Origin of the sequence: Rhizobium mulingense (genome assembly GCF_029194105.1) — a bacterium.
Classification (GTDB): Bacteria; Pseudomonadota; Alphaproteobacteria; order Rhizobiales; family Rhizobiaceae; genus Rhizobium; species Rhizobium mulingense.
The window spans coordinates 316,291-337,154 of sequence record NZ_JARFVE010000002.1 but is presented as its reverse complement, the minus strand read 5'-3'; the positions used below and the strand labels follow the sequence as shown (position 1 = coordinate 337,154).

Below are 20,864 nucleotides of genomic sequence, written 5' to 3'. Positions count from 1 at the left end.
GATGACCGCTGTCGGAAGCTATTTCAAGATCGGCCCCGCCCGTCTCTTTGTTCACCTTGCCGTTCTGCTGATCGTCATCATCTGGCTCATCCCGACGCTCGGCATCTTTGTCAGCGCCCTGCGTGATAGGGATCAGATCGTCGTCTCCGGCTGGTGGACGGCCTTTGTCGGCTCGACACAGACGGTCGCCGTCCGCCTGGGCACGCCTGACCAGCAGCGGCAGGAAGGCGCCAACTACGTCATCACAGGCAATGTGCTGGAAGGGCAGACCGGCCGCTCGGTAAAAGCCTTCGGCAACCGCGTGCAGCAGCCGGCCGCTTTTGAAGCCGGCGAGACCGCCGATCTCGGCGATGGCGAGAGCCTGCAGATCAACAGCGACGGCAGCTATCGCTACATGAAGAACACGGCCTTTTCGCCTGACGAGCGGCCGCGGCGCATCTACGCGTCCGTCTCAGCGCCGCCGGAATTCACGTTGGAGAACTACAAGACGGTTCTAACCGGCGAGGGCATCGGCCAGTCCTTCATCAATTCGCTGACCGTGACGATCCCGGCGACGATCATCCCGATCCTGATTGCCGCGTTTGCCGCCTATGCCTTGAGCTGGATGGACTTTCCCGGCCGCGCGCTGCTGATTGCGCTCGTCGTCGGCCTCATCGTCGTGCCGCTGCAGATGTCGCTGATTCCGCTGCTTCGCCTCTACAACGAGATCGGCAATATGCTCGGCCAGCCGTCGAAGACCTATCCCGGCATCTGGTTCGCGCACACCGCCTTCGGCATGCCGCTCGCCATCTTTCTCCTGCGGGCCTATATCGCCGGCCTGCCGAAGGAGATCATCGAATCCGCCCGCGTCGACGGCGCAAGCGACTTCGAGATCTTCGTTCGCATCGTTTTGCCTTTGTCCTTCCCGGCACTCGCCTCCTTCGCCATCTTCCAGTTCCTGTGGGTATGGAACGACCTGCTCGTCGCCATGGTCTTCCTCGGCACCGACCAGGATCACCTCGTGTTGACCGGCAGGCTGAACGCGCTGCTCGGCTCGCGCGGCGGCAATTGGGAGATTTTGACGGCGTCGGCCTTCGTCACTATCGTCGTGCCGCTGCTCGTTTTCTTCGGACTGCAGCGTTATCTGGTGCGTGGTCTGCTGGCGGGTTCGGTCAAGGGCGGCTGACCATTCCCAAACGTGACTTCAGACAGGATATCTCATGAACGTGGCTTCCCAATCGATCTTGACCGCCGACAAGGACTGGTGGCGCGGCGCGGTGATCTATCAGATCTATCCGCGCTCCTACCAGGATTCGAACGGCGACGGCATCGGCGACCTGAAGGGCATCACCGCCCGCCTGCCGCATGTGGCAAGCCTCGGCGTCGATGCGATCTGGATCTCGCCCTTCTTCACCTCGCCGATGCGCGATTTCGGTTACGACGTTTCCGATTACGAGAATGTCGATTCGATTTTCGGCACCCTGGTGGATTTCGATACCATGATCGCGGAGGCCCATCGCCTCGGCATCCGCGTAATGATCGACCTCGTCATCTCCCACAGCTCGGACCAGCACCCGTGGTTCGTGCAGAGCCGTTCCAGCAAGACCAACGCCAAGGCTGATTGGTATGTCTGGGCCGACGCCAAGCCGGACGGCACGCCGCCGAACAACTGGCTGTCGATCTTCGGCGGCTCGGCATGGGCGTGGGATCCGACGCGCATGCAATATTACCTGCACAATTTCCTGACTTCGCAGCCGGACATGAACCTGCATAACCCGGAAGTGCAGGATCGCCTGCTCGATGTCGTGCGCTTCTGGCTCAATCGCGGCGTTGACGGCTTCCGCCTCGACACCATCAATTTCTATTTCCACGACCCGCTCTTGCGCGACAATCCCGCGCTTGCTCCCGAGCGCCGCAACGCCTCGACGGCGCCGGCGGTCAATCCCTATAACTTCCAGGAGCATGTCTACGACAAGAACCGGCCGGAGAACCTAGCCTTCCTGAAGCGCTTCCGCGCCGTTCTCGAGGAATATCCGGCGATCGCCGCTGTCGGCGAGGTGGGTGACAGCCAGCGCGGCCTCGAAATCGTCGGCGAATACACATCCGGTAATGACAAGATGCACATGTGCTACGCCTTCGAGTTCCTGGCGCCCGATCCGCTGACGCCGGAGCGCGTCGAGGAGGTGATGGAGGATTTCGAAGCCGCAGCCCCCGACGGTTGGGCCTGCTGGGCCTTTTCCAATCACGACGTCATGCGCCATGTCAGCCGCTGGGGCGGACTGGTCGCCGATCACGACGCCTTCGCCAAGCTGTATGCCTCGCTGCTGATGACGCTGCGCGGTTCCGTCTGCCTCTATCAGGGCGAGGAGCTTGCGCTGACCGAAGCCGATCTCGCCTATCAGGATCTGCAGGATCCCTATGGCATCCAGTTCTGGCCGGAGTTCAAAGGCCGTGACGGCTGCCGCACGCCGATGGTCTGGGACAGCCACGTCGCCCAGGGCGGCTTTTCGACAGTCAAGCCCTGGCTGCCGGTGCCGGTCGAACATATCCTGCGGGCCGTCAACGTCCAGCAGGGCGACGAGGCTTCCGTGCTCGAGCACTATCGACGCTTCATCGCCTTCCGCAAGCTGCACCCGGCTTTTGCCAAGGGCGAAATCGAATTCGAGGAGACAGAGGGCGATGTCCTGGTCTTCACCCGCGAGTACAGTGACGAGAAGCTGCTCTGCATTTTCAACATGTGCCCGGCCGAGGCTAGCGTCACTCTGCCTGCGGGAGAATGGCAGGCGTTGACGGGGCACGGCTTTATCAGCAACAACTATGGCGACAAGATCGATATTCCGGCCTGGGGGGCGTATTTCGCCCGTCTCGCTTAAGGATCAGGAGGGGAGAGAGACATGACTGGACTGACGCTGAAGGATATTCGCAAATCCTACGGTTCCGTGGACGTTCTCCACGGCATCGACCTCGATATCAAGCAGGGCGAATTCATCGTCTTCGTCGGTCCGTCCGGCTGCGGCAAATCCACGCTTCTGCGCATGATCGCCGGCCTCGAGGCGATTACCGGCGGCGAGATGTATATCGACGGCCAACTCGTTAATGACGTGCCGCCGTCGAAGCGCGGCATCGCCATGGTCTTCCAGTCCTACGCGCTCTATCCCCATATGACCGTCTACGACAACATGGCCTTCGGCATGAAGATCGCCGGCGAAAGCAAGCAGGAGATCGATCGGCGCGTGCGTGCGGCGGCCGAGAGCTTGCAACTGAGCAAATATCTCGACCGCCTGCCGAAGGCGCTTTCGGGCGGCCAGCGCCAGCGCGTGGCGATCGGCCGGGCCATCTGCCGCGACCCCAAGGTCTTCCTGTTCGACGAGCCGCTGTCCAACCTCGATGCTGCGCTGCGCGTCGCGACCCGCATCGAGATCGCCCGCCTGAACGAGCAGATGGCCGATACGACGATGATCTACGTCACCCACGACCAGGTCGAGGCGATGACGCTTGCCGACCGCATCGTCGTGCTTTCCGCCGGCAATATCGAGCAGGTTGGCGCGCCGCTGGAACTCTACGAGCGCCCGGCCAACCTCTTCGTGGCAAAATTCATCGGCTCGCCGGCCATGAACATCATCCCCGCGACGATATCAGGCACCGGCAACCAGACGACCGTGACGCTGACCGGCGGCATGTCGGTCACGCTCGATGTGGCGACCGAAGCATCCGAGAAGGGCAAGCAGGCGAGCTTCGGTGTTCGACCGGAGGATCTGAGGATCGCCGACGGCGCCGATTATGTCTTCGAGGGCGAAGTCTCGATCGTCGAAGCGCTCGGCGAAGTGACGCTGCTTTATATCGAAGGCCTGGTCCCCGGCGAGCCGATCGTCGTCAAGCTGCCCGGCATTTACGATGTCCATAAGGGCCAGAGGATGCGCTTTGCCGCCGACCGGCAGAAGCTGCATCTCTTCGATGCAAGCGGCCATACCTACCGGAAATGAGGCCGCCATTTTTGGGCTGATGATCCCCAGAATTATACTTGGCGGACCGGATTCTCACTTTCTGTTAAAGATCGGCTGCTACTTTTTCCTCGTCAATTTATGAGGGGGATAAGCAAGTGGCCGCTTCCAATCCGTCACAGCCAAGATCTCATTTCCTGAGCAAGGAAGAATCCTTCATGTATGACCGCGAGGCGCGGTTCAAAATGGAGGACACGATGAATGCCGCGCGCATCGAATATACGGAAAAGGGCGTCATGCACGCGGCTTCGCGCCGCTGTGACATCGTCCGGATCTCGATGAGCAGCGCGACGCTCGCAATCCTGACCCAGTTCAGCCTGCCGAAGCAGTTCTATCTGGATATTCCGGATGCCCGCATCACCAAGGTCGGCTGCCTGCTGATGAAGGTCAACGCCAACAACACGATCGAAGTCCGCTTCCTGCGCCTGCTGACGCAGAAGGAGCTGAACAAGATTTTCGTCTACAGCACGCACCCGGCGCACAAGGATTACGTCCTCGATATCCGCGCCTGACGGATAGATCGGGCTGCCAATAGCAAAACCCGCGGGACGCTTCGCGCGCTCCGCGGGTTTTTGCTTATTCGCGTTGGTTAGGTTCAGTGGAAGAGAACGCTCGCACCCTGATCCGAAGCTCCGACGGCGCGGCGGAACGGCGCGAATAGCTCGCGGCCCATGCCGAATTCATTGTCGGAGAGATCGACGGTTACCGGCTCGCGCTCGGCCATGTCGGCAGCATCGACCAGCACTTCCAGCGTGCCCTTGATCGCGTCCAGGCGGATGATGTCGCCGTCCTTGATGCGGGCGATCGGGCCGCCGTCGACCGCTTCAGGCGTGACGTGGATTGCCGCCGGTACCTTTCCGGATGCTCCGGACATGCGACCGTCCGTCAGAAGCGCCACGCGGAAGCCGCGATCCTGCAGCACGCCGAGCGGCGGCGTCAGCTTGTGCAGCTCCGGCATGCCGTTCGCCTTCGGGCCCTGGAAGCGAACGACGGCGACGAAATCGCGGTTGAGCTTGCCTTCCTTGAAGGCGTCCTGCAGTTCCTGCTGGCTGTGGAAGATGATCGCCGGCGCCTCGATGATGTGGCGCTCCGGCTTGACGGCGGAGATCTTGATGACTGCCTTGCCGAGATTGCCGCGCAGCATCTTCAGCCCGCCATTCGCCTGGAACGGTGTTTCGATGCTGGAGAGCACCTTCGGATCATGGCTCTTCTCCGGCGATGGCTCGCGCAGAACGGTGCTGTTTTCGCCGAGGCGGGCATCGACCGTATAGGCCTGGAGACCCTGGCCGAAGACGGTGCGCACGTCGTCATGCACCAGGCCGTGCTTCAGGAGTTCCTTGATCAGGAAACCCATGCCGCCGGCCGCCTGGAAATGGTTCACGTCGGCAAGCCCGTTCGGATAGACGCGGGCAAGCAGCGGAACGATTTCCGAAAGCTCGGCGATGTCCTGCCAGGTGAGCTGGATGCCGGCTGCCCGCGCCATGGCGACGAGGTGCAGCGTGTGGTTGGTCGATCCGCCGGTCGCATGCAGGCCGACGACGCCGTTGACGACCGAACGCTCGTCGATCATCTCGCCGGCCGGCGTGAATTCGTTGCCGAGCGCGGTGATCGCCAGCGCCCGCTTGGCGGCTTCGCGCGTCAGCGCTTCGCGCAACGGCGTGCCGGGATTGATGAAGGAGGAGCCGGGCATGTGGAAGCCCATGATCTCCATCAGCATCTGGTTGGAGTTGGCCGTGCCGTAGAAGGTGCAGGTGCCGGGGCCGTGATAGGATTTCGATTCCGCCTCCAGGAGTTCGGCGCGGCCGACCTTGCCCTCGGCAAAGAGCTGGCGCACCCGCGACTTCTCGTCGTTCGGCAGGCCCGTGGTCATCGGCCCGGCCGGCACGAAGATCGACGGCAGATGCCCGAAGGAGAGTGCCGCGATGACGAGGCCGGGAACGATCTTGTCGCAGACGCCGAGGAAGAGGGCGGCATCGAACATATTGTGCGACAGGCCGACGCCCGCGGCCATGGCGATCAGGTCGCGCGAAAAGAGCGACAGCTCCATGCCCGGCTGCCCCTGAGTGACGCCGTCGCACATGGCAGGCACGCCGCCGGCCACCTGGGCGACGCCACCTGCTTCGGCGGCCGCCTCACGGATGATTGCGGGATAGGTCTCGAACGGCTGGTGAGCCGAGAGCATGTCGTTATAGGCGGTGATGATGCCGAGATTGGGAATGCGGTCGCCGGCAAGCGCGTCCTTCTCGGCGGGGGAACAGACCGCAAAGCCATGGGCGAGGTTGGCGCAGCCGAGCACCGAGCGGTGCACGCCCTGGGAGGCGGCGGCGCGCAGCCGCTCCAGATAGCGCTCGCGGGTCGGCTTCGAGCGTTCGACGATGCGGTTGGTGATCGCAGCAATGCGTGCGTGAGCGGACATGGAAGATCCCTGCCTTGTTCTGGTTCGTCTCAATGTGTTCACCGGCTCCGGCGGCCGTCAGGCCTTATCAGGGAGCCCAGTAGATCTCGACCGGGGAAGTGGCCCGGCGCAGAACGGCGCGGATCGGCATGTCTGCCTCGTCACCGCTGCCTTCCGCCTTGGCGAGAACGTCTTTTTTTCCTTCGCCCTCGATATGGAGAACCAGCAGTGCGGCATCCCGAAGACTGGAGAAGGTGAAAGTCAGGCGCGGCTCGCCGGCTCCTTCTGCCTCCATGGTGATGACGCCGCGCGGCGTCGAGGCATCGAGCGCCTCGGCAAGATTGTTGCCGCCGGGAAAGAACGAGGCCGTGTGGCCGTCGCCGCCCATGCCGAGGATGACCACATCGAAGGGGATGCCGATCTCGGCGCTTTTTTTCGTCGCCAGCCTTGCGGCCTCCTCGACCGAGGCTGCCGGCTGGTAAAGCGGCACGAACCGCGCCGCCTTCGCCTTGTCCTGCAAGAGATTGGCATCGACCAGCAGATGGTTCGAGCGGGTATTGTCGGCCGGCACGAAGCGTTCGTCAACCAGCGTGATCGTCACCTTGTCCCAGGCGATGTCGCGTGTCGACAGCGCCTGGAAGAAGGCCTTTGGCGTCGAGCCGCCGGAAACGGCGATGGAGGCGGCGCCGCGGGCGGCGATCGCCGTCGAAAGCGTATGGGCGACCTTGTCGGCGAGGCTGTCGGCGAGATCTGCGGGGCTGGCGAAGGAATGCAGGGTCGATGCCATCGATGTCGTCCTAGATATCGTCATGCCAGGTGCGGCCGTCGCGCTCGATCAGCGCGATGGCTTGGCTCGGGCCCCAGGTGCCGGCCGTATAGCCCTGCACCTGCTGGCCGGTTGTCTCCCAGCCTTTCAGGATCGGGTCGACCCATTTCCATGCGGCTTCGACTTCATCGCGGCGCATGAACAATGTCTGGTTGGAGCGGATCACGTCCATCAGCAGGCGTTCGTAGGCGTCGGGATTGCGGACGTTGAAGGCCCGGGCAAAGCTCATGTCGAGCGAGACGTTGCGCAGGCGCATGCCGCCCGGGCCCGGATCCTTGATCATCAGCGACTGCTTGACGCCCTCGTCCGGCTGCAGGCGGATGATCAGCTGGTTCTGGCTGATGCGGCCGGCGGCCTGATCGAAGATCGCATGCGGGATCGACTTGAAGGTGATGACGATCTCGGACATGCGCCCGGCAAGCCGCTTGCCGGTTCTGATGTAGAAGGGAACGCCGGCCCAGCGCCAGTTGTTGATCTCCGCCTTGATGGCGACGAAGGTCTCGGTGTTGGAGACGCCGCCTTCGAGCTCTTCGAGATAGCCCTTGACCGGGCCGCTGCCCGAGGCGCCGGCGCGATACTGGCCGCGCACCGTCGCCTGCTCGACATTGGAGGCATCGAGCGGCTTCAGCGCCCGCAGCACCTTCAGCTTCTCGTCGCGAACGGCTTCCGAATCCATCGACGAGGGCACTTCCATCGCCGTCAGGCAGAGCAGTTGCAGAATGTGGTTCTGCACCATGTCGCGCAGCGCGCCCGCCGTATCGTAATAGCCGGCGCGGCCTTCGAGGCCGACCGCTTCGGCCACGGTGATCTGCACGTGATCGATGTAGTTGGCATTCCACAGCGGCTCGTAGAGCGCATTGGCAAAGCGCAGCGCCATCAGGTTCTGCACCGTTTCCTTGCCGAGATAGTGATCGATGCGGAAAATCTGCTCTTCCTTGAAGGCGCGGCCGATCATGTCGTTGAGCTGCAGCGCCGAGGCGAGGTCACGGCCGATCGGCTTCTCGACGACGATGCGGGTCGATTTGGTGATCAGCTTGTGGTCGTGGATCTTCTGCGAAATGTCGCCGAAGATGCCGGGTGCGACCGCCAGATAGAAGGCGCGCACCCGATCCTTGCTCTCGTCGAGCAGCCTCTTCAGCTGATCCCAGCCGTTGTCGGAGCGGGCATCGACCGAGACGTAATAGAGGCGGGCGCAGAACTTCTCGACTTCGTTCTCGTCATATTCGCCCTTCTTCAGGTGTTCCTTCAGGGCATCGCGGGCGAATTTGCGGTATTCCTCGTCGGTCAGCGGGCTGCGCGAAGCGCCGATCACCCGGGTCGGTTCGCCGAACTGGCCTTCGATCTGGCGGTGATAGAGGGCGGGCAGCAATTTGCGTTCGGCAAGGTCGCCGCTGCCGCCGAAGACGACGTAATCAAAAGGCTCAACGGGAATGATCTGGCTGCTCATGAGCTTGTCTCTCAATCATGCTGGTTGGCGGCCCTTTTAATCTAATCGATTTAAAAAAGCCAGTGTGCAGTGCAATGAATCTGTCAGGCACCGGTTTTAGAGCGAATTTCGGCGAGAGGAAATCCGCAATCGGACTAAAACTTGTCGCGAAGCGCAAACCACGACAAGGCGAGGAAAAGCAGCGGCGCCCGCATGCGTGCTCCACCGGGAAAGGCGGGAATATCGAGCGATCTGAACAGATCCAGATCGCCGGATTTCCCAAGCACCGTTTCCGCATAGAGCTTGCCACAGTAGTTTGACAGCATGACGCCATGGCCGGAATAACCGCCGATCGAGGTAACGCCCGGCATCACCTCGCGCACGAAGAGCTGGCGCGGCATAGTGATGCCGACACTGCCGCCCCAGGCATGGGTGATTTCGATGTCTTTCAGATCGGGATAGATTTCGCCGATCTGCCGGCGGATATGCTGCGAAATGTCTCGCGGATTGTCGGCCGTATAGGCCTCGCGTCCGCCGAACAGCAGGCGGCCTTCAAATTTACGGAAGTAGCGCACGACGAAGCGCGAATCGGCAACGGCCTCACCCCCCGGCAGCACATCGGGATAGCCGTCGAGCGGAACGGTGGCGCCGATGAAGGAACGGATTGGCATGACATGGCTTGCAGTTACCGGCTCCAGATTGCCGATATGGCCGTTGCAGGCGATCAGCGCCCGGTCGGCGGTGATCGTCCCTCGCTCGGTTTCGATCGTCACCTTGCCGCCGCTTTGGCGGATCGCCGTCGCCTTGGTCATCTCGAAGATATCAGCACCCGCGTTGGCGGCGACACGGGCGAGCCCGATGAGCAGCTTCAGCGGATGGATATGGCCGGTGCCGAGATCGCGCGCGCCGCAGTGGAAGCGCTTCGAGCCGAGCCTTTCCTCCGTCTCTTTCTTGTCCATAAATCTGATGTGCGGATAGTCGTAGCGCTGCGCGGCGATCTCGGCGTTCTCGCGATAGTCGCGTTCGTAACTCGCCTTGTGGGCGACATTGAGCTGGCCGGGTACGAAGTCGATCTCTATCTGGTGCTCGCTTGCAAAATCGAGGAGATGGCGCTTGGCCGCCTCGGCAACGTCGAACAGCGCCTTCGAGCGTTGATAGCCGATTTTTTCCTCGAGCTCTTCCGGCCACCATCGCTGACCCGTGCCGAGCTGGCCGCCATTGCGCCCGGACGCTCCGTCGCCGAAGCGACAGGCCTCGATCAGGACGACCGAAACGCCTGACTTGGCGAGGTGATAGGCGGCCTGCAGGCCGGTATAACCACCGCCGATGATGGCGACGTCGCATGTTCTCGAGCCGTCGAGGGCGGCATAGGTGGGCCGCTCGCCGACCGTTGCCTGATACCAGGATAAGCCCGGGGAGATCGGACTCTGCCACATCTCTTGTGGTGCCATGACGATCCCCTCACACGTTGAGCAGAAGGAATTCCCGCTCCCATGGGCTGATCACCTGCATGAAGGTCTCGAATTCGCCGCGCTTGACGCCGGCATAAAGGCCGATGAACTGCTTGCCGAATACCTCTTCGAAGGCGGGCTCATCCTCCATCAGCGCCACGGCTTCCAAGAGGCCGCGCGGCAGGTCGATCGAGCCCTCATTGGCCGAATCCTCCGTCGGCGCCGTCGGCTCAATCTGCTTCATAATGCCGAGCAGGCCGGAAGCGAGCGAGGCGGCAAGCGCCAGATATGGATTGGCGTCCGAACTCGGCAGCCGGTTTTCGACGCGCCTGGCCTGCGGATCGGACACCGGGACGCGGAAGGCGGTAGTCCTGTTGTCGTAGCCCCAGGCATTGTTGACAGGGCAGGACATGTCCGGCTGCAGGCGGCGGTAGGAATTCACGTAAGGGGCAAGCATTGCCATCGCGCTCGGCACGAATTTCTGCATGCCGCCGATAAAATGGAAGAATTCCTTGGAGGCCGATCCATCCGCATTGGAAAAGACGTTCTTGCCCGTCTCGATATTGACCACCGACTGATGGATATGCATCGCCGACCCCGGCTGGCCCTGCATCGGCTTGGCCATGAATGTGGCGTAGATGTCATGTTTCAGCGCCGCCTCGCGGATCGTGCGCTTGAACAGGAAGACCTGATCGGCAAGCTCGATCGGATTGCCGTGGCGCAGATTGATTTCGAGCTGGGCCGGCCCCTCTTCATGGATCAGCGTGTCGATCTCCAACCCCTGCTTCTCCGAGAAATGGTAGATGTCGTCGATCAACTCGTCGAATTCGTTGATGCCGGCGATCGAATAACCCTGGCCGCCGAGGATCGAGCGGCCGGAGCGGCCTTTCGGCGGGTGCAGCGGATAGTCGGGATCGTCGTTCTTGGCGACCAGGTAGAATTCGATCTCGGGCGCGACGATCGGCTTCCAGCCGCGGTCGTGATAGAGGCTCATGATCCGCTTCAAGACGTTGCGTGGCGTATAGGGCACTTCGCCGCCGTCCGAATCGACGATATCGCAGATCACCTGCGCCGTCGGATCGGTTTCCCAGGGCACAACCGAAAGTGTTGAAAGATCCGGCATCAGCTTCAGGTCGCTGTCACGCGGCTCGTAGCGGAAGCTTTCCGTCTCCTCGGGATATTCGCCGGAAATCGTGTGCCGGTAGATTGCCGAAGGCAGCGCCAGCGAGGTGTTGGAGGTGAATTTCGAGCTCGGCATCATCTTGCCGCGCGGCACGCCGGCAAGGTCGGGCGTGATGCATTCGATGTCTTCGATGCCCCTGGCCCTCAGCCATTGCGCCGCTTCCTTCCAGTTCGCAACGCCGCGCAGGGATCCGGGATCCGGAGGAGTTTTCGTCGAGGCGGGTACGGTTCTGGCAGGCTTCAGCGTCGTCTTTTTTGGGGGCATGACACACCGGTTTGGTTGATCGTGGCGCCATCATAGCCGGACTTTGCCAATTGGCGAGGGGGCGAGAACGTTGACTTTCGCCCTTCGATGGAAAAAGAAGACACCGATTTGATTGGGGAAACGGGTTTGCAGCGCAAAAGCGACGTCATCGTCATCGGCGCCGGGGCGGCGGGCATGATGGCGGCCATCCGCGCGGGAAAACGCGGTCGCTCGGTTGTCGTTCTCGATCATGCGCGAGCGCCCGGCGAGAAGATACGCATATCCGGTGGCGGCCGCTGCAATTTCACCAATATCCATGCCGGGCCGAAGAATTTTCTGTCCGCCAATCCGCATTTCTGCAAGTCGGCGCTTGCCCGTTTCACGCCTGCCGATTTCATCGCCATGGTCGAGCGGCACGGCATTGCCTGGCATGAAAAGACGCTCGGCCAGCTGTTCTGCGATGACAGCGCCAAGGATATCATCCGCATGCTCTTGGACGAGATGTGCGCCGCCGGTGCGGCACTCGATCTCGATACCGAGATAACAGGCGTCGAAAGAACCGATGCGGGCTTCCGCATCTCGACCGGGCAGGGCGCCTATGAAGCCTCATCGCTGATCGTCGCGACCGGCGGCAAATCGATCCCGAAGATGGGCGCCACCGGCTTTGCCTATCGCCTCGCCGAGCAGTTCGGCCTCGCCGTGCTCGAAACCCGCCCGGCCCTGGTGCCGTTGACGCTCGATCCCGGTCTGCTCGCAAGCATTGCGCCGCTTGCCGGCATTTCCGCTCCGGCCGAAATCCGCCATGGCAAGACCGCTTTCCGCGAAGCGCTGCTGTTTACCCATCGGGGCTTGAGCGGACCTGCCATCCTGCAGATCTCCTCCTATTGGCGCGAAGGCGACGAAATCGTCCTTGCCATCGAACCGGATATCGACATCGCCGCACAGCTGAAGGCTGCAAAGCAGCTGAACGGCCGCCAGTCGGCCCAGACCGCGCTTGGCGAGATCCTGCCGAAGCGGCTGGCGCAGTTTCTCGTCGAGCGCGAAAAGATCTCCGGCAATATGGCCGACCTACCCGACAAGACGCTGCTCAGCCTTGCCGCGAGCGTCCAGAACTTTGCAATCAAGCCTTCCGGCTCTGAAGGCTATCGCACCGCCGAAGTGACGCTTGGCGGCATCGACACGGCCGCGCTCGATTCACGCAGCATGGAGGCCAAGGCCGTGCCCGGCCTCTATTTCATCGGCGAATGCGTCGACGTCACGGGTTGGCTCGGCGGCTATAATTTCCAATGGGCCTGGGCCTCTGGATTTGCTGCGGGCGAATGCGCCTGAATCTTTCGATTTCTGCATATCGGCGGAACCCGTATATTAGAACTACCGATTCAAGACTTCTTAAGAGAGGTGCGCCATCCTGTCTCAATTGGCGGCTTGCAAAGCTCTTCCTAAATTAAGCTTTACCGGCAAGCCGTTTTGTTGGATTGTTGTGTCAGAAGAGTGAGGTTTCGAGCATGACCAGACACGCACGACGCGCCCGCGCCATCGCAATCACCCATGCAAAGGCTGACGCCGCGATGGCCGTCCTGCGATATTTGATGCTCGCAGCCGGCGCCACAGCCGCCACCTTCGCCCTGTTGCTCGCGCACTTCCTCTGATCGGTACTCGCATCCGTAAGTAATCTTGCCGCCTTCGCGCGCGACCTCGCGGTCCTGTTGTGCATAAATTGCAACTATTTCACCGTCTTGGCTGAACCAGACGTTACCGCTTATCCGAAAATTAATATCTAATCTGACACAATTGCCCGCGATTATTTGGGCATCTCCAACTTGCTTGGACATGAACCGGCAATGACTGCCGCCTGGCTTCCGGGTTCCCCGATGTAAAGAGAATAGCTCAATGTGCACTCGGCTGGCGCGCCTGATGGCTGCCTGCCGGAGGAGTAGTGTATGAAAGGCCCGGAACGCCATGTTGATTGACAAGATTCTTTCCCGCTTCAAGATCAAGACGAAGGTTCTGATCTTCGTTCTGCCTTTCGTTGTGACCATTTCGGCGGTGGGTCTGACGGGCCTTTATGCTTCCGGACTTCTCCAGGGCCGAATGGAAATCTCCAACAGCGTGCTACAGTCGCTGAGCGGGTTCAAGGATCTCTACGGTTCGATGGACGACTTCCTGCGCATCACAAGCCAGCAGGCGCGCGACAAGCTGCTCACCGATCTGAAGACCCAGCAAGGCGTGCTCGACCAGACGCTGAACCAGGTGGGCAAAGAAGCTGCCGGCCGCGACAGCCTTGCGGAAGCCTCGAGCCGCACCAAGGACATTTCAGGTGTCGTCGACAAGCTCTGGGCGCTGCACGAGCAGGAAGAGGCGCTGCATGAGCAGATCGACGCGGCGCAGAAGAGCCTGATCAGCACCCGCTTCACGGTCTCCTACCAGGCCGAGGAATTGCAGACGGCGCTGCAGCGCGACGAGAGCGCCGCCACCGTCACCCTTCGCACCGCCGACCGCCTGCTGAAGGGCGGCGATTTCCTCGGCAACGTCGCCAGCGGCTTCGGCAAGCCTCAGACGCCGCAGGACAAAATCGCCTTCATCAACGAGCAGATGCCGGAGATCATCAAGGCCCAGCGCCTGATCGCCATTTCGGTTCCGACCAACCAGAAGAATGTCATCGACGCCCTGGCGGCGACCATCGACAGCATCAAGGCGATTGCCCAGATGCCCGCTCCGACCGACGAGAACGTCGCCGAACTCGGCCGTCTCGTCTCCCGCTTCCGCCAGACCTCGACCTATACGCAGCTGACCGCAACGCAGAAGATGCGCGAGGCGACCCAGCGCTTCGCCGAGCTCGAGGGCCGCATCGCCCAGACCAACTCCGTCCTTCAGGACACACGACGCCTGGAAAATTCCGTCTATGCGCTGCAGATCGTGCTGTCCGATTTCCTCTCCAACTCGAGCAAGGACAACCTCGTGCGCCTGCAGCAGCAGGCCGGCACGCTCGGCAAGGACATGCAGGTGCTGACCACCAGTGCCAAGGGCATGGGCTTTGCCGAAGGCATTTCCGGCGCGATCCAGCCGGCGCTCGACGCCATTTCCGGCGGCGGCTCGAAGATCGTCGATACGATCGGCGAGCGCGTCACTGCCTATGCCGCCGCCCGCCAGGAACTCGACCAGATCTGGACGAAGCTGACCGATTTCGCCGAGCTGCAGAAACAGACGGCCGGCACCGAGCGCACCCAGGCAAACAGCATCTCGGTGCTCACCACCGGCCTCGGTATCCTGCTGTCGATCCTCGGCGGCATCGCCCTGGTGCTGACGCTGCAGCGCCCGATCAGCCAGATTACGGCCGCCATGCGGCGCATCGCCGAAGGGTCGCTGGATACCAGCATCTCCGGCGAGCAGCGCTACGACGAGATCGGCGACATGGCCCGCGCCCTCGGCATCTTCAAGGAGAATGCCATCTCGAAGATCCGCATCGAGGAGCAGAGCGACGAGGAACGCGCGGCTGCCGAACACGAGCGCCAGCGCAACGACGCCGAAAAGCGCGAGATGGACCGGCAAATCGAATTCGCCGTCAACGCGCTTGCCGCCGGCCTCGAACGCATGTCGCAGGGCGATATCTCGACGACGATCGAAACGCCCTTCATCGGCCGCCTCGAACAGCTGCGTCAGGACTTCAACGGTTCGATGCTGCGCCTGCAGGCGACGATGAGCCAGATCCGCGACAATGTCGAGCTGATCCAGGGCAACGGCAACCAGATGGCCCAGTCGGCCGAGGATCTCTCCAAGCGCACCGAACAACAGGCGGCGTCGCTCGAGGAGACCGCGGCTGCCGTCGATCAGATCACCGTCACGGTGCGCTCGTCGGCCGAACGCGCCAAGGATGCCGACCAGATCGTCCGTCAGGCCAAGCGCAGCGCCGACGATTCCGCCGTCGTCGTCAGCAACGCGATCGACGCCATGGGCCGCATCGAGGATGCTGCGCGCCAGATCGAGCAGATCATCGGCGTCATCGACGAGATCGCCTTCCAGACCAACTTGCTGGCGCTCAACGCCGGCATCGAGGCGGCGCGCGCCGGCGAGGCCGGCAAGGGGTTCGCCGTCGTCGCCATGGAAGTCCGGGAGCTCGCCCAGCGCTCCGCTGCCGCGGCGCAGGAGATCAAGGGACTGATCAACAAGTCGACCAACGAGGTCAGCTCCGGCTCGCAATTCGTGCAGGAGACCGGCACGGTGCTTGCCAAGATCAGCGCCCAGATCGTCACGATCAGCCAGCATGTCGAGATGATCGCTCGCGCCAGCCACGACCAGTCTAATGCGCTGCAGAGCGTCAACTCGACCGTCAACCAGATGGACCAGATGACCCAGAAGAACGCCGCCATGGTCGAGGAGACGACCGCCGCCAGCCGCGAACTGGCCGACGAGGCCGATGCGCTGCGCCGTCTCATCCAGCAGTTCAAGATCGACGGGGTGGGCGAAGCGCCGGCCTACCGCGCCGCCTGATCAACGCTTGATTTCTATTGTTTCGACGGCCCCGGTTTTCCGGGGCCGTTTGTGTATTGGTAAGGCGCGATCGGCCGGCTTGGCAGGCCGATCGGAATGTCCAAATCGGGGCGGTTGGTTATCCCGGCCAATTCAGATTTACGGAAAAATTTCCTTAACGCTTTTCCTCTAATTTAGCCCTTGTTGTGCCGCTGGGGGTCTTTGATGCCGCGCCTTTTCTCTACGTCGATCGTCCGCCAGATCGTTGTGATCACGCTGTTTCTGCTGGCGATCAGCACGGCCGCCATCGTCGGCGCGACCTATTACAATCTGAGCCGCCATGTGATGGACGGCGCCGTCTCCGACGCGAGGGACGCCGCCCGCGCCATGGCCGTCCTCTACGGCGCGGCCGATCAGGCCGCCAAGGTCGAGGTCAAGGACAACCGGCTCACCGCTGTCACCGAAGAGGCCATTCCGGCCCTTGCGGATCATTCGCTGGTCGACCACACCGCCCAGTCGATCGCCGGCGTTGCGACGATCTTCCAGAAGCAGGGCGGCGACTACGTCCGCATATCCACCAACGTCAAGAAGGAAAACGGCGACCGCGCCGTCGGTACCAAGCTCGCAGCCGAGCACCCGGCCCAGCCGGTTCTCGCCCGGGGCGAGGCCTATTTCGGCCCGGCCGAGCTGTTCGGCCGCAAGTTCATGACCGGTTATTTCCCGATCAAGAACGCATCGAACGCCAATGTCGGCATTCTCTTCATCGGCATCCCGATGGAGTTCTATTTTCAGCGCATGAACGAACTGCTGATCCTGGTTCTCGGCATCGGCGCCGTCGTCATGCTGCTCGTCGGCGTTCTCGCTTTCTATGCGATCCGCCAGTCGGTGAAGCCTTTGCAGGCGCTGACCGCCAGCGTCCACTCGATCTCGTCGGGCGATCTCGACGAGGCAATCCCCTGTCTTGAGAAGAAAAACGAGTTCGGCGAGATCGGCCGAGCCCTCTCGCTCTTCCGCGACAGCGCCCGCGCCAGGCGCGACCTGGAAACTGAGGCGGCCGAACAGCGCGCCTTGAGCGATGCCGAACGCACCAGGAACGATGCCGACAAGCGCTCGCTCGACAGCCAGATCGACTTTGCGGTCAACCAGCTTGCGGCCGGCCTCGGCCGCCTGTCCCAGGGCGACGTCTCGCAGACGATCGGCACACCTTTCGTCGGCCGGCTGGAGCAGCTGCGCGTCGATTTCAACACCTCGCTTCTGCGGCTTCAGGATACGCTCTCCGGCATCCGCGACAGCGCCTCGACGATCCAGCGCAACAGCGGCGCCGTCTCGGCTTCCGCCGATGAACTTTCGAAACGCACGGAAGCGCAGGCGGCAAACCTCGAGGAGACCGCCGCCGCGGTCGAGGAGATCACCGTCACGGTTCGCTCTTCCGCCGAGCGCGCCCGTGAAGCCAACAGTGTCGTCGCCGCCACCAAGAAGACCGCCGACAATTCCGGAACCGTCGTCCGCGATGCCGTCGCTGCCATGGAACGTATCGAAGAGGCCTCGCAGCGGATCGAGCAGATCATCGAGGTGATCGACGATATCGCCTTCCAGACCAATCTTCTGGCGCTCAATGCCGGCATTGAGGCGGCGCGGGCCGGCGAGGCGGGCAAGGGCTTTGCCGTCGTCGCCCAGGAGGTCCGCGAGCTCGCCCAGCGTTCGGCCGATGCGGCGCGCGAGATCAAGTCGCTGATCGAGACATCGAGCCGGGAAGTGACGGCCGGCTCCGAGCTGGTCCAGAAGACCGGCAGCGTCCTTGCCTCGATCAGCCACGAGATCATCGCGATCAGCGGCCATGTCGAGACTATCGCCACCGCCAGCCGCGATCAGTCGGCGGCGCTGCAGGAGGTCAACGGTTCCGTGAACGCCATGGACCAGATGACCCAGAAGAATGCCTCGATGGTTGCCGAGACGACGAAGGCAAGCCGCCTGCTTGCCGGCGAAGCCGATACGCTGATGGCGCTCATCGAGCGTTTCCGCATCGGCGCGGAACCGGCAGCCGCTCACCTCGGCGCAAGAAAAGTCGCCTGAGGAGCACGGCCCTGACAGCCGCAGGATTGCGCCGCAACGCTGCGGCGTTTTCCGTCGCTGCGACCCGCTTTAAAATGAGGTCGATCGAAGTCAGCCAGGCGGCGAAGCGGATGATGTTGCTGTCTCCGTACTCGGCATAAAACCGGTCTTCATCCGCCTTGGAACCGCTTGGCTTGGAGTAATGCCGGTATCCGTAGACGCCGGCGATGGTGATCATGTCGATCATGGCGATGTCCTTTCTCATGTCAGACATCACCTCATTTAGGCGTCAAAATTCGCTTCATAAACAGGAGAAATCCCGCTATATTTTTCATCAATGAAAAACGCGAATTGGGATTCCTATCAGCTTTTCCTGCAGGTCGCCCGGCTCGGCGGTCTGACGGGAGCGAGCGCTGCCAGCGGGCTCAGCCCCGCCACCGTCGGTCGGCGCATGCTCGAGCTTGAGCAGGAGGTCGGCCGCGCCCTGTTTTCGCGCAGTCAGACCGGTTATCGGCTGACGCAGGATGGCCAGGCGCTGCTCGATCATCTTCAGGAGATGGAAGCCGCCGCCCGCAAGGTCGAAGCCTGGCGGCAATCCGGTGAGGGCGGCACAACTGTGAGGATCACCGCCGGCACCTGGGTCGCCTGGCTGCTGACGGAGAATTTCGCCGCAATCCGCATGCCGGGCGATGCCTTCGCCATCGCGCTCAGCATCGGCGAGGCGCGGGCGAGCCTTGCCTATCGTGAGAGCGATATCGGCATTCGCGCCTTCGAGCCGGCGGAAGCCAACCTGGCCGCCCGCGCGCTCGGGGAGGTGGCCTATGCCGTCTATGCCAGACGCAACGCCGCCGAGACCGACGAGCGCTGGATTGCCGTCGGCGAGGAGGAAGCGATCTCGGCCTATCTGCGCTGGCCGCACGCCTATGCCGCATCCGGGATCGTCGCCACTGTCAACCGGCCGCGTTCGCTGCCGGATCTGGTGCGCGCCGGCGCCGGCAAGACCGTGCTTCCCTGTTTCGTCGGCGACCTTCATCCGGAATTGCAGCGCCAGGGCGGCGAACTGCCGGAACTGCGTCACCGCCAATGGATCGTCATGAATGCCGAGGACCGTCATCGCCCCGAAATCCGCACGGTCGCCGACCGAATGACCAAGCTCATCCGAAGCTATGCCGATCTCTTCGCCGGAAAGCGGCCGAGCCGCGGTTGACGTTTACGATGAAGCGCCCGCGCATCTCCGGGACACGCGGGCGTTTAGATGAAGGCGGCGACCAGCGGTTGCCAGGCTATGCCTGTCAATGCCGGTTGGTGACGACGACCGGAATGAGCAGGTCGCCCCAGTTGCCGTCGCCGCCGTGATGACGGGCCGAGCGCACCAGCTCGACCGAGACGCCGACCTCGACGGCTTTCATGACCGACTGGTTCAGCCGGTGCAGGTCATTGGCGAGCATGCGGATCGTCGTCTGCTGATCCTCGCTCATGCTGGACGTCTGCTCTTCGGCCCGTTCCCGGACGCGCGAAATGGATGCCATGGTTCTGTCCTCCTGTTCAGGTTATTCCGCAGCCGGTTTGAACTGCGCATGTTCGGTTGAATCGTGCATGGCGGTGGTCGACGACCGGCCACCGGTGATGGCGAGCGACACGGCGTCGAAATAGCCGGTGCCGACCTCGCGCTGATGTTTGGTGGCGGTATAGCCGTAGTCCTCTGCGGCGAATTCCGCCTCCTGCAGCTCGGAATAGGCCGACATCTGCCGCTGCCGGTAGCCGCGCGCCAGTTCGTACATGCCGTAGTTCAGCTGGTGGAAGCCGGCGAGCGTGATGAACTGGAACTTGTAGCCCATCGCGCCGAGTTCGCGCTGGAACTTGGCGATCGTCGCCTCATCGAGGTTCTTCTTCCAGTTGAACGAAGGCGAGCAATTATAGGCAAGCAGCTTGCCGGGATGGACCTTGTGCACGCCCTCGGCAAAACGGCGCGCCTGCTCGAGATCCGGCTTGGAAGTCTCGCACCAGATCAGATCGCAATGCGGCGCATAGGCGACGGCCCGGGCGATGCACGGCTCGATGCCGTTTCGGACCTGGTAGAAGCCCTCGACCGTTCGCCCGGCATCATAATCGACGAAGGGCTGGTCGCGCTCGTCGATGTCGGAGGTCAGCAGCTTTGCCGCTTCCGCGTCGGTGCGGGCGATCACCAGCGTTGCCACGCCCATGACGTCGGCGGCAAGCCGTGCGGCGTCGAGATTGCGGATATGGGCGGCCGTCGGGATCAGCACCTTGCCGCCGAGATGGCCGCATTTCTTTTCCGAGGCGAGCTGGTCCTCGAAATGGACGCCGGCGGCACCCGCCTCGATATAGGCCTTCATGATCTCGAAGGCGTTGAGCGGCCCGCCGAAGCCGGCTTCGGCATCGGCGACGATCGGCGCGAACCAGGTTTCGACGGAAAGCCCGTTGCCTTCCGCTGTCTCGATCTGATCGGCGCGCTGCAGGGTGCGGTTGATGCGTTTGGCAAGCTCCGGCCCGGCATTGGCGGGATAGAGCGACTGGTCGGGATACATCGCCGATGCCGTATTGGCGTCGGCCGCCACCTGCCAGCCGGAGAGGTAGATCGCCTTCAGCCCGGCGCGCACCATCTGCATGGCCTGGTTGCCGGAAAGGGCGCCGAGCGCATTGACGAAATCCTCCTGGCGCAGCAGCCGCCACAATCGGTCCGCCCCCATTTCGGCGAGCGTGTGGGTTAGCGCCACCGAGCCTCTGAGCCGCTGCACGTCGGCGGCCGAGTAAGGCCTTTCGATGCCGTCGAAGCGGCCCGCCGGTGCATTGGCAACAAGTTTGTAAAAATCGGTCATG

At 62.5% G+C, this 20,864-nt stretch carries 16 protein-coding genes and 1 pseudogene; 9 read left to right on the top strand and 8 right to left on the bottom strand.

Annotated elements, in window-relative coordinates:
- Position 1 precedes the first annotated feature (1 nt).
- The 4 genes from PYR71_RS01745 to PYR71_RS01730 all read left to right on the top strand — a co-directional run bounded on the left by PYR71_RS01745 (position 2) and on the right by PYR71_RS01730 (position 4,492).
- The gene (locus PYR71_RS01745; protein ID WP_183914619.1) at positions 2-1,165 is read left to right on the top strand and encodes a carbohydrate ABC transporter permease; all 1,164 of its coding nucleotides are present in this window, start codon (positions 2-4) and stop codon (positions 1,163-1,165) included.
- A gap of 34 nt (positions 1,166-1,199) precedes the next feature.
- The gene (gene bglA / locus PYR71_RS01740) at positions 1,200-2,852 is read left to right on the top strand and encodes a beta-galactosidase BglA (RefSeq protein WP_183914620.1); all 1,653 of its coding nucleotides are present in this window, start codon (positions 1,200-1,202) and stop codon (positions 2,850-2,852) included.
- Between the two features lie 21 nt (positions 2,853-2,873).
- A complete protein-coding gene (locus PYR71_RS01735; RefSeq protein ID WP_275618005.1) occupies positions 2,874-3,962 on the top strand; it encodes an ABC transporter ATP-binding protein in 1,089 nt (362 codons plus the stop codon).
- 176 nt (positions 3,963-4,138) lie between these two features.
- Entirely contained in the window at positions 4,139-4,492 is a 354-nt protein-coding gene (locus PYR71_RS01730) for a hypothetical protein (RefSeq protein WP_020920408.1), read from the top strand.
- Between the two features lie 83 nt (positions 4,493-4,575).
- On the opposite strand, the gene edd is transcribed toward PYR71_RS01730, so the two are convergent.
- From edd to PYR71_RS01705, 5 genes are all read right to left on the bottom strand, one after another.
- Positions 4,576-6,396: a phosphogluconate dehydratase gene (gene edd / locus PYR71_RS01725; RefSeq protein ID WP_183914622.1), complete on the bottom strand. Its 1,821-nt coding sequence runs from the start codon at positions 6,394-6,396 to the stop codon at positions 4,576-4,578.
- 67 nt (positions 6,397-6,463) lie between these two features.
- Entirely contained in the window at positions 6,464-7,162 is a 699-nt protein-coding gene (gene pgl, locus PYR71_RS01720) for a 6-phosphogluconolactonase (protein WP_275618004.1), read from the bottom strand.
- A 10-nt stretch (positions 7,163-7,172) separates the two neighbouring features.
- The gene (zwf, locus tag PYR71_RS01715; protein ID WP_275618003.1) at positions 7,173-8,648 is read right to left on the bottom strand and encodes a glucose-6-phosphate dehydrogenase; all 1,476 of its coding nucleotides are present in this window, start codon (positions 8,646-8,648) and stop codon (positions 7,173-7,175) included.
- 134 nt (positions 8,649-8,782) lie between these two features.
- Positions 8,783-10,078 (bottom strand): NAD(P)/FAD-dependent oxidoreductase, encoded by a 1,296-nt coding sequence (locus PYR71_RS01710; RefSeq protein ID WP_275618002.1) that lies wholly within the window; start codon positions 10,076-10,078, stop codon positions 8,783-8,785.
- A 10-nt stretch (positions 10,079-10,088) separates the two neighbouring features.
- Positions 10,089-11,525 carry a glutamine synthetase family protein gene (locus tag PYR71_RS01705; RefSeq protein WP_183914626.1) on the bottom strand — a complete coding sequence of 479 codons (1,437 nt, stop codon included), beginning with the start codon at positions 11,523-11,525 and terminating at the stop codon, positions 10,089-10,091.
- An 87-nt stretch (positions 11,526-11,612) separates the two neighbouring features.
- Here PYR71_RS01705 and PYR71_RS01700 point away from each other — a divergent pair, with 87 nt between their 5' ends.
- The 4 genes from PYR71_RS01700 to PYR71_RS01685 all read left to right on the top strand — a co-directional run bounded on the left by PYR71_RS01700 (position 11,613) and on the right by PYR71_RS01685 (position 18,044).
- A complete protein-coding gene (locus tag PYR71_RS01700; RefSeq protein WP_275618001.1) occupies positions 11,613-12,833 on the top strand; it encodes a BaiN/RdsA family NAD(P)/FAD-dependent oxidoreductase in 1,221 nt (406 codons plus the stop codon).
- A gap of 176 nt (positions 12,834-13,009) precedes the next feature.
- Entirely contained in the window at positions 13,010-13,153 is a 144-nt protein-coding gene (locus PYR71_RS01695; RefSeq protein ID WP_275618000.1) for a hypothetical protein, read from the top strand.
- Between the two features lie 310 nt (positions 13,154-13,463).
- Complete coding sequence (locus PYR71_RS01690; protein WP_275617999.1) at positions 13,464-15,992, top strand: methyl-accepting chemotaxis protein; 2,529 nt, start codon at positions 13,464-13,466, stop codon at positions 15,990-15,992.
- Between the two features lie 204 nt (positions 15,993-16,196).
- Complete coding sequence (locus tag PYR71_RS01685) at positions 16,197-18,044, top strand: methyl-accepting chemotaxis protein (RefSeq protein ID WP_275617998.1); 1,848 nt, start codon at positions 16,197-16,199, stop codon at positions 18,042-18,044.
- Here PYR71_RS01685 and PYR71_RS01680 read toward each other — a convergent pair.
- Positions 18,017-18,270 (bottom strand): annotated as a pseudogene (locus PYR71_RS01680) (hypothetical protein). The gene PYR71_RS01685 and the pseudogene PYR71_RS01680 overlap by 28 nt on opposite strands.
- Before the next feature lie 90 nt (positions 18,271-18,360).
- Between PYR71_RS01680 and PYR71_RS01675 the strand changes: the two are divergent.
- Entirely contained in the window at positions 18,361-19,230 is an 870-nt protein-coding gene (locus tag PYR71_RS01675; protein WP_183914636.1) for a LysR family transcriptional regulator, read from the top strand.
- 85 nt (positions 19,231-19,315) lie between these two features.
- On the opposite strand, the gene PYR71_RS01670 is transcribed toward PYR71_RS01675, so the two are convergent.
- Both PYR71_RS01670 and aceA read right to left on the bottom strand, forming a co-directional pair.
- Positions 19,316-19,552, bottom strand: a complete 237-nt coding sequence (locus PYR71_RS01670) for an SMc00767 family acetate metabolism repressor (RefSeq protein ID WP_275617997.1) — start codon at positions 19,550-19,552, stop codon at positions 19,316-19,318.
- Positions 19,553-19,573: 21 nt separating this feature from the next.
- Positions 19,574-20,863, bottom strand: a complete 1,290-nt coding sequence (gene aceA, locus PYR71_RS01665; RefSeq protein ID WP_183914638.1) for an isocitrate lyase — start codon at positions 20,861-20,863, stop codon at positions 19,574-19,576.
- Position 20,864 lies beyond the last annotated feature (1 nt).

Bases quoted from the DNA above. Each gene is read 5' to 3' on its own strand.
- PYR71_RS01745 (WP_183914619.1), top strand. From the start codon at position 2: ATGACCGCTGTCGGAAGCTATTTCAAGATCGGCCCCGCCCGTCTCTTT.
- bglA (WP_183914620.1), top strand. From the start codon at position 1,200: ATGAACGTGGCTTCCCAATCGATCTTGACCGCCGACAAGGACTGGTGG.
- PYR71_RS01735 (WP_275618005.1), top strand. From the start codon at position 2,874: ATGACTGGACTGACGCTGAAGGATATTCGCAAATCCTACGGTTCCGTG.
- PYR71_RS01730 (WP_020920408.1), top strand. From the start codon at position 4,139: ATGTATGACCGCGAGGCGCGGTTCAAAATGGAGGACACGATGAATGCC.
- edd (WP_183914622.1), bottom strand. From the start codon at position 6,396: ATGTCCGCTCACGCACGCATTGCTGCGATCACCAACCGCATCGTCGAA.
- pgl (WP_275618004.1), bottom strand. From the start codon at position 7,162: ATGGCATCGACCCTGCATTCCTTCGCCAGCCCCGCAGATCTCGCCGAC.
- zwf (WP_275618003.1), bottom strand. From the start codon at position 8,648: ATGAGCAGCCAGATCATTCCCGTTGAGCCTTTTGATTACGTCGTCTTC.
- PYR71_RS01710 (WP_275618002.1), bottom strand. From the start codon at position 10,078: ATGGCACCACAAGAGATGTGGCAGAGTCCGATCTCCCCGGGCTTATCC.
- PYR71_RS01705 (WP_183914626.1), bottom strand. From the start codon at position 11,525: ATGCCCCCAAAAAAGACGACGCTGAAGCCTGCCAGAACCGTACCCGCC.
- PYR71_RS01700 (WP_275618001.1), top strand. From the start codon at position 11,613: ATGGAAAAAGAAGACACCGATTTGATTGGGGAAACGGGTTTGCAGCGC.
- PYR71_RS01695 (WP_275618000.1), top strand. From the start codon at position 13,010: ATGACCAGACACGCACGACGCGCCCGCGCCATCGCAATCACCCATGCA.
- PYR71_RS01690 (WP_275617999.1), top strand. From the start codon at position 13,464: ATGTTGATTGACAAGATTCTTTCCCGCTTCAAGATCAAGACGAAGGTT.
- PYR71_RS01685 (WP_275617998.1), top strand. From the start codon at position 16,197: ATGCCGCGCCTTTTCTCTACGTCGATCGTCCGCCAGATCGTTGTGATC.
- PYR71_RS01675 (WP_183914636.1), top strand. From the start codon at position 18,361: ATGAAAAACGCGAATTGGGATTCCTATCAGCTTTTCCTGCAGGTCGCC.
- PYR71_RS01670 (WP_275617997.1), bottom strand. From the start codon at position 19,552: ATGGCATCCATTTCGCGCGTCCGGGAACGGGCCGAAGAGCAGACGTCC.
- aceA (WP_183914638.1), bottom strand. From the start codon at position 20,863: ATGACCGATTTTTACAAACTTGTTGCCAATGCACCGGCGGGCCGCTTC.